Below are 7,884 nucleotides of genomic sequence, written 5' to 3'. Positions count from 1 at the left end.
TTATTAAGTTCCCATTTTAAGGGTTCAGTGCCCGTTTTATCCAATACCTTTTTTATTTATTAAAATTTATTACTTTCTTTACTCATCAATCTATCATGTTCAGCTTTAGCACCTTTTTTACCTTTTAAGAATAAACTTAAAATGAATGCTAAAATACTTAATGCTGTAGCAATCCAAAACGCATCATTGATACCTTCAATTGAGGCTAATTTATTTACATAAGTCAAGATAACTTGTAATGCGCCTTGTTGACCTCCATATTGCGCTGCCATTTCACGTACATGATCTTGAATGACTGGATTAGTTTTATCTAATTCAGTTGCAAATGCATTAAGATGATTTGTAGATTGAGTTGTCATTACAGTAACAAGAATTGCAGTACCAATTGAACCAGCTAATTGTCTCATCGTATTTAAGAACGCATTACCATGAGAAATTAAGCGAGGTGGTAAAGCATTGATAGCTGCAGTCATTAACGGCATCATAACAAATGCCATACCTAGCGAACGTATTACATAAATACTCATAATATGAAGATAAGAAGTATCCATATTCAATTTTGTTAATTCATACGTTCCGTAAGTCATCACTGCAATACCGAATAAAGCAAGTGGTTTAAGACCAATAGTATCAAGTAATTTACCAGCCACAGGTCCTAATACACCCATTAATAATGACCCTGGTAATAATAGTAAACCAGAATCTAATGCTGAGAAACCACGTAAATTTTGAAGATATAATGGTAATAAAATCATACCTCCGAATAAACTCATCATTACTACCATGTTTATAACAGTAGTAAGTGTGTATGTTGGTGATTTTAGCACTTCTAAATTAAGCATTGGTACTTTCATTGTTAATTCACGAATAACAAATAAGATAATGAAAATAGCACCAATTATAAACATTATAATGATTTCAGTTGAACCCCATCCTTTATTACCAGCTTCACTAAAGCCATATAATAAAGCACCAAATCCAATTGTACTATATACGATACCACGATAATCTGCTTTGGGATTGATTGTTTTTTGATAAATTTTGAACCATGCTAATCCAAATAAGAAAGCAAGTAATCCTAAGATAAACATCATATAGAACATAACATTCCAATGATAATTTTGGACGATGTAACCAGATAATGTTGGTCCAATCGCTGGAGCAAGAATCATTGCGATACCCATTGTTCCCATTGCCACACCACGTTTTTCAGGTGGGAAAATAGTAACAATTACATTAGATCCTAATGGCATTAATATACCTGCACCAATCGCTTGTAAAACACGTCCTCCCATCATAATTGGGAAGTTAGTTGAAATACCACAAACTAATGAGCCGATTGTAAATAATAAAAGCGCTATTAAAAATAGCTTACGATATGAATACTTATTAAATAAAAACGCACTTATTGGTATTAAAATACCGTTTACTAACATGAAGCCTGTCATCAACCATTGCCCAGTTGAAGCAGAAATATTGAACTCTGTATTAATTCTAGGTAAAGCTACATTAAGTAATGTTTGGTTTAAAATTGCGATAAACATACCAAACAACATAGCAGCTAAAATTTTACCTCTTGTAATCCCTGCACCGAAGACAAAATCTTGTGTTTGGTTTTTTATACGTTCGTTCACACGTCCTTCTTGTGAATCAGGATTAATAGGTTCATAAATAGAATCTTTCGAATGATGTTGATTATTAACATCTCTACCATTATGGTTTACTGTATCTTCAGCATGAGCATTGCGTTGTTCATCGTATGAGTAGTGTAAGGAATGTGAAGTTTGCTTTTGCTCAGGATGAATTTGTTCTGAAGATGAATCTTGTTGCTCTTGTTCTTCTTCAAAATGATTTTTTCTTTTATCACTATTGATATCGTTATCTTCCTTATAATGAGATTGATCATTATTAAAGTAACGTTTTTTCTCTTCACTGATCTGAGAAGATGATGCATTCTTTGCATCGTTATTTTGTTCTAAGTCACTCATTTTAAATTTAGATGGATTATTTTGACTCTTAGATTCTTCATTTACTTGTTGTCCCTTTGATTGATTTAATTTAGATTTATTACGTGATTTCAACACGAATAAATTAATTAAACCAACTAAAATGACCGCTGCAACGATATATCCAATAATGAAGGCCACTGTCATTTTATGACCTCCTTAGTCTTTATGGATTTTAACTTCAGCGTTCATTCCAGGAACAACATTTTTAGATGGTTGTGAATCTAAAGAAATTTTCACAGGAATCACTTGTGAAACTTTAGTATAATTACCGTCACTGTTTGATGATGGCATTAATGAGAAACTATTTGCAGTTGCTTTTCCGATTTCTTTAATTTTACCATCGATTTTAGAATCTTGACCGTCGATTGTTACATCAACTTTATCGCCTTTTTCAATGCTGCTTAAATCATTTTCATCGATATTAGCTGTAATGTATAAATCATCTAAATTATATGCATAAGCAATTGGTGAACCTGCTTGAGCGATAGAGCCTTCCATTCCATCAGTTTTAGCAATTGTACCATCTTGTGGCATTTTAATTTTTTGATCTTGAGTTTGACCATCTTGACCTTGAGCAGTTACTTCTGCCACTGTGTCACCTTTTTTCAATTTATCGCCTTGTTTTGCGTCAAAAGATTTAATTTGTCCAGATGCTGGACTCGCAATTTTAATTTGATTACCGTCAACTTTAGCATTATCAGTTGTTACATAGCTAGTTGCATTATGATAGAAATAAAATCCAACTACTCCGATAATAACTAAAGCAACGATAGTAATGATATTGATTAACACCATTTTCTTCATTGAACTTTCCTCCTATTTGCTTTTAAAAATCACTTTATATATTATAAAGACATATCAATAAAAAAAACACCAACAAAACTTAAAAAATTGTCGGTTATTCTTTTTAATTTAGGTGACATACATGAAATTAAAAGCGAAATATAAAATTATAATAAGTATGATCGATTTTCTAGAAGATTATCCCTTCGAACAAATTTCAATTAAAATGATATGTGCAAAATGTAAAATTAATCGTTCAACCTTTTATGATAATTTTCAGGATAAATACGACTTATTGTCTACAATCCAAAGTTACCATTTAAATAAGTATGAAAAATTATTAAAAGCACTTTCTAATAATTTTCACAATATAAAAAAAGAGCCTGAAAAAGTATTTAAGTTCTTCCATATTATTCTCAAATATATATATAGAAAGAAATCTTTTTTTCACGCTATTTTTATCTCAAATCCAAATAGAAGTTTAGTTATGGACTACTTAGATATTACCAAGAAATATTACGATAAGATTTTAACTGAAAATGAAACTTTAATTCAAAATAGAGAGCTTTTTATTTCTTATACAATTAGCGGTCAAATTGGAGTAATTCTTTACTGGCTAAGAAGCGGTTGCCAAGAAAGTCCTAAAGAAGTAGCAAATTCTTTATTATCCAATACAATTAAGTTACAGAGATAATAAAGAAGGGAACAAGACAGAATTTAATTTGATTCTGTTTTGTTCCCTATTTATTTATCTTTTTGTTTTAAACACTTTAAAATTAATAAGGTGTAAAATAATAAGGATCACAATTGCACTAATAATGATTGTTAGATAAGGTGTACTGTTATATTCTCCTTTTACATTTACCAAAGGTGTAACAATACCTCCAAATAAAAATTGCACAAGCCCTAATAAACTCGAAGCACTACCATTACCAGTGGTACTTTCTTCCATCGCAATAGAAAAACCTAAAGTAGCTACACCTGTAACTGGAGCTACTAATGTTATAAAACCAATCACTAAAAAAATGAATGGTCCATGTTGGATGAGCGTTAACGAAACAATACATACACCAATAATTTGGATACATGTCAATAACCTTAAAAGTGTTTGCGTATGAATATAATCTACTAATTTTCCTGTTAATTGACTAGAGATGATTAATGTTATTCCTATTCCAGCAAACATCCAACTAAAATGCAGTGGGGATACACCATAAATTTTTTGAACTAAAAACGGTGAAGCAGAAATATAACTAAACAATAAAATAAATGAAACACCTTGTATTAGCATGGGTAGTACAAATCGTGGTGTACCTAATAAGCTTTTAAAATTCTGAAATATCACTTTGATACCACTGCTATCTCTATACTCTAAACTTAAAGATTCTGGTATTTTTGTTAGGCTTCCCATTACCATTAATATACCGAAGATAGTTAATATAACAAATACGACTCTCCAAACTGCTACACTTAAAATGATACCTCCAAGCGCAGGCGCAATAACCGGTGCAACACCATTAACTAGCATTAATAAAGATAGAAATTTAGTTAATTCATTACCTTTATATAAATCACTTGCAATGGCTCTTGAAATAACTGCCGCGCCTCCCCCGGTAATACCTTGTAAAAGTCTTAAGATAATCATAAGCCATATGTTATGAACAAATATGATTCCGAGACTTGCAAGAGTAAAAATGGTCATAACAATAATTAAAGGTTTCTTACGCCCCACACTATCGGAAATCGGTCCTACAAATAAATTACCAATTCCAAGACCAATCATAAAAAACGATAATGTCAATTGAGCATTAGCTGTCGTAGTGTTAAAATCATTTTTCAATTCAGGTAAACCAGGTAAGAACATATCAATCGCTAACGGTCCTATAGCAGTCAACATACCTAGAATAATAATAAATAACAAGGAATGCTTATCTTGGTTATGTCTTTGTTCCATTTAAATATTCTCCTTAGAATCTATTTAATGTTTATGATTTGTAATATTCCATTATCTTTATCTTCTTCTATTTCATAAGTGACATATTCTATTTCTCCGCGTTGATTAATTTGTTGTACTTTAGCTTTAATAATATCTCCACTTTGAGTTGCACTTAACAACTGTGAGAATTCAAAATGCTTTGAATCACTTAAATGATTTTTTATATCTATATATGCATCAGACTTATTTTTTAGAAATGGACTTATTATCTCAAAATTTTGTTGATTAATAGCATAATTTAGCGCATAGGTATATTGATTAAAAAATGGTTCTAACGTAACTCTAAGTATGTTTTCTTCTTCAGTTTTCTTTGAAACATAATCAGAAATTTTATCTTCATCAAAATCTAGTATTGCACTATTAATGTTTCCTAAATCTTTTGCTTTTATTGTTTTACTTGTAGACGTAAATGTTTTGTCTTTAACCATACCTGTAGCTGAAACACTAATGTCTTTATTTTGAGGATATGGACCATATATTTTTGATGCATCATATTTCATTTCTTTATCATTAATAGTTACTTTCAATGTGTTTTTATCTAAGTCACTTTTACCCTTTAATTTAACTTTAAGTGAAGCTTCGTTAAAGTTCTCATTAACATCCACAGTATTTCCTTTAGCATATCTAAAATCAAATTTCATTTGACCTGTAAAATGACCATATTCTGTGTCTTTTTCAGCATCGATAGCATAAACACCTGGAATGTATTTACCAATAGAAGTTGCTTGATTCGCCTTTGCATGAATGACTCTACGTTTTCCACCAGCTTTAAATTCATATTTTGTATCTATTTTCGGCTTAACAATAACAGTTTTTGTAGATGGTCTATAACTCATATTATTAAAGATTAAAAAACGCGTTCCATTTTTACTAATTTTTAATACATTTTTATCTGTTTTTGTTTGTATATAGGCAGAATCATGATTACTTTTATTTAATTTATCTGTTGTGTGTTTGACATCATGAATAAATTTCATCATTCCAACTTCATCTTTAATATATTGAATATAAACACTTGCTTCTTCATCATCTACAGGAACATCTTTAGTACTAATTAACGTAGCTACTTTTCGAGCATCGTTGTTATCAATTGCGTTTACAAGAATTTTGGTTTGAGCTTCGGGAGAATTGAAATTTTTTAATAGTATGAAAACAATACCAATTAAAATAATAATGAAAGTTATAATGACCCAAGGAATAAACTTTTTAAATTTTAAATTAGATTGTTCTGATTGAGAGGACGATGTTGCTTTATTTTTTTCTTTAGGTATCATATTTCCGCAATTAGAACATTGCCTATCACTTTTATTTAATTCTTGTCCACAATAAGGACATTGTTTCATTTTGTCATCAACTTCCTCTCATAAGATGCAATGTCATTTATATTTTTCACATAAATATTATAACTCTTTTTTCTTGTGGAGATAATTTCCGATTAACGTTTATTTTATCTTAGCGTTAAAATGCTTCACACGTTCATCTATAATATGAAGCACACTCAGAGCTTTTTCTATATCCTTACTAGATAAGTCTTTAACCATATCATTCACAATTTGACTTATAATTTCATTATTTTCTTCCGTATATTGGCGCCCTTTTTCTGTTAAAACAATATACTTTAAGCGTTGATCTATTTTATTGTTAGGCTTCTGTAATGCAACAAAGTCACTTTCTATTAATTTTTTTATACGACGACTTACTGCCGCTTTATTAACCCCTTGTTTTTCAGTAATTTCCGTTATAGATAAAGCTTGATGATGACTGAGTAATCGTAGTACATTCGATTGTTCAGTAGAAACACCATATTTTACTTGTTGATCTTTTAAAAGTTTAGACGTTAATGTATTTGTCTCATCTATGAAATGTTTCATAAATTCAATATGATTTTTTGAGATTCTACTCATTACAAATCTCCTTACTTAAATAATTTCATATATTGTGCAGTTAATTTTTATACTCTGTTAAATAATATCAATAATTTTCCACGTTGAAAACAAATAGAAAAATATAATAGTTGCTAAATTGTGACCCTTTCATTACATTTAAATATATAAATAGATATGAGGTTATTAAATATGCTAGCAATCATTTTATTATTTATTGTTTTAATTATTATCCTAAGTGTTTTGTTTAATATAAGATATTTTATATCCCTTTCTTTTTTTATTACAAGCGTGATATTATGTTTCACCATTAATCTCATTAATATCATGACCATGACTCTACCAACTGGTTTGTTTATATTAATCATCATTTCTACCATTGGTTTGCTTGTCAAACATTCTCATCTATTTAAAATTAAAAAAGGAATCCATTTCTTAAACAAAATGTTTCGTAGATTAATAAATGGTACCTTATTTATTAGTATATTTATATATCTTAGTACAATACCATTACCTATTTTAAATGGCATATTTTTATGGATTGCTTTAATTTTATTTAGTGCTTGTTACACTTTCATTACATATTTAACTTTTTCTTCTGCATTTGGATGTGCTAAAACCCATAAACAATATGATGTGATTCTTATACTTGGCGCAGGTATATTCAATGAAACAGTCACTCCTATGCTAGCCTCAAGACTAGATAGAGCTTTAAAAATCTATAATGTACAGTCGCATAATTGCAATATATTGGTAAGTGGTGGTCAAGGTCCTGACGAACCAATTTCAGAGGCTTTAGCAATGAAGAATTATCTCATTAAATGTGGCGTATCATCGTCTTCAATATTGATGGAATCACAATCAAGCAGTACATATGAGAACTTTTTATATTCTAAATCTTTCATTAATACATCATTTAAAAATGTTCCTAGTATTTTATGTGTGACGAGTCAATTTCATATTTTAAGAGCCTTACGTTTTGCACAAAAGTTAAATATAAAAGTAATAGGATTAGGAAGTTCAACGCCTTATCATTTTCTAGATAAAGCGCTTTTACGCGATTTTCTTGCACTTATGTATCAATATAAATTACTTTTGACTTTGTATTTAGTTGGGGTATTTATAGCGTCAATTTGGATATTATTTTAATATACAAAAAGGCTGGATCATTTTCTTATATGATCCAGCCTTTTCCATAATATGAATACTACTC

7 protein-coding genes are annotated in these 7,884 nt (G+C 29.7%); 2 read left to right on the top strand and 5 right to left on the bottom strand.

What is annotated here, in order from left to right; genetic code table 11:
- Nucleotides 1-59: 59 nt before the first annotated feature.
- Nucleotides 60-2,153 carry a DHA2 family efflux MFS transporter permease subunit gene (locus HMPREF3046_RS03165; RefSeq protein WP_070716396.1) on the bottom strand — a complete coding sequence of 698 codons (2,094 nt, stop codon included), beginning with the start codon at nt 2,151-2,153 and terminating at the stop codon, nt 60-62.
- Between the two features lie 12 nt (nt 2,154-2,165).
- A complete protein-coding gene (locus HMPREF3046_RS03160; protein ID WP_002448529.1) occupies nt 2,166-2,813 on the bottom strand; it encodes an HlyD family secretion protein in 648 nt (215 codons plus the stop codon).
- Nucleotides 2,814-2,934: 121 nt separating this feature from the next.
- Here HMPREF3046_RS03160 and HMPREF3046_RS03155 point away from each other — a divergent pair, with 121 nt between their 5' ends.
- A complete protein-coding gene (locus tag HMPREF3046_RS03155) occupies nt 2,935-3,486 on the top strand; it encodes a TetR/AcrR family transcriptional regulator C-terminal domain-containing protein (RefSeq protein WP_070716392.1) in 552 nt (183 codons plus the stop codon).
- A 54-nt stretch (nt 3,487-3,540) separates the two neighbouring features.
- Here HMPREF3046_RS03155 and HMPREF3046_RS03150 read toward each other — a convergent pair whose 3' ends face one another.
- The 3 genes from HMPREF3046_RS03150 to HMPREF3046_RS03140 form a co-directional block, all read right to left on the bottom strand.
- Nucleotides 3,541-4,746: a putative multidrug effflux MFS transporter TcaB gene (locus tag HMPREF3046_RS03150; protein ID WP_070716390.1), complete on the bottom strand. Its 1,206-nt coding sequence runs from the start codon at nt 4,744-4,746 to the stop codon at nt 3,541-3,543.
- Between the two features lie 20 nt (nt 4,747-4,766).
- The gene (locus HMPREF3046_RS03145) at nt 4,767-6,131 is read right to left on the bottom strand and encodes a membrane-associated protein TcaA (protein ID WP_070716388.1); all 1,365 of its coding nucleotides are present in this window, start codon (nt 6,129-6,131) and stop codon (nt 4,767-4,769) included.
- Between the two features lie 99 nt (nt 6,132-6,230).
- On the bottom strand, nt 6,231-6,692 hold the full coding sequence (locus tag HMPREF3046_RS03140; RefSeq protein WP_070716386.1) for a MarR family transcriptional regulator TcaR: 462 nt from the start codon (nt 6,690-6,692) through the stop codon (nt 6,231-6,233).
- A gap of 171 nt (nt 6,693-6,863) precedes the next feature.
- On the opposite strand from HMPREF3046_RS03140, the gene HMPREF3046_RS03135 reads away from it, so the two are divergent.
- Nucleotides 6,864-7,820: a YdcF family protein gene (locus tag HMPREF3046_RS03135; RefSeq protein WP_070716384.1), complete on the top strand. Its 957-nt coding sequence runs from the start codon at nt 6,864-6,866 to the stop codon at nt 7,818-7,820.
- The last annotated feature ends 64 nt before the right edge of the window (nt 7,821-7,884 follow it).

This window comes from Staphylococcus sp. HMSC070D05 (genome assembly GCF_001815595.1).
GTDB classification, from domain to species: domain Bacteria; phylum Bacillota; class Bacilli; order Staphylococcales; family Staphylococcaceae; genus Staphylococcus; species Staphylococcus hominis.
This window is presented reverse-complemented; position numbering and strand designations above follow the sequence as displayed.

Bases quoted from the DNA above. Each gene is read 5' to 3' on its own strand.
- HMPREF3046_RS03165 (WP_070716396.1), bottom strand. From the start codon at position 2,153: ATGACAGTGGCCTTCATTATTGGATATATCGTTGCAGCGGTCATTTTA.
- HMPREF3046_RS03160 (WP_002448529.1), bottom strand. From the start codon at position 2,813: ATGAAGAAAATGGTGTTAATCAATATCATTACTATCGTTGCTTTAGTT.
- HMPREF3046_RS03155 (WP_070716392.1), top strand. From the start codon at position 2,935: ATGAAATTAAAAGCGAAATATAAAATTATAATAAGTATGATCGATTTT.
- HMPREF3046_RS03150 (WP_070716390.1), bottom strand. From the start codon at position 4,746: ATGGAACAAAGACATAACCAAGATAAGCATTCCTTGTTATTTATTATT.
- HMPREF3046_RS03145 (WP_070716388.1), bottom strand. From the start codon at position 6,131: ATGAAACAATGTCCTTATTGTGGACAAGAATTAAATAAAAGTGATAGG.
- HMPREF3046_RS03140 (WP_070716386.1), bottom strand. From the start codon at position 6,692: ATGAGTAGAATCTCAAAAAATCATATTGAATTTATGAAACATTTCATA.
- HMPREF3046_RS03135 (WP_070716384.1), top strand. From the start codon at position 6,864: ATGCTAGCAATCATTTTATTATTTATTGTTTTAATTATTATCCTAAGT.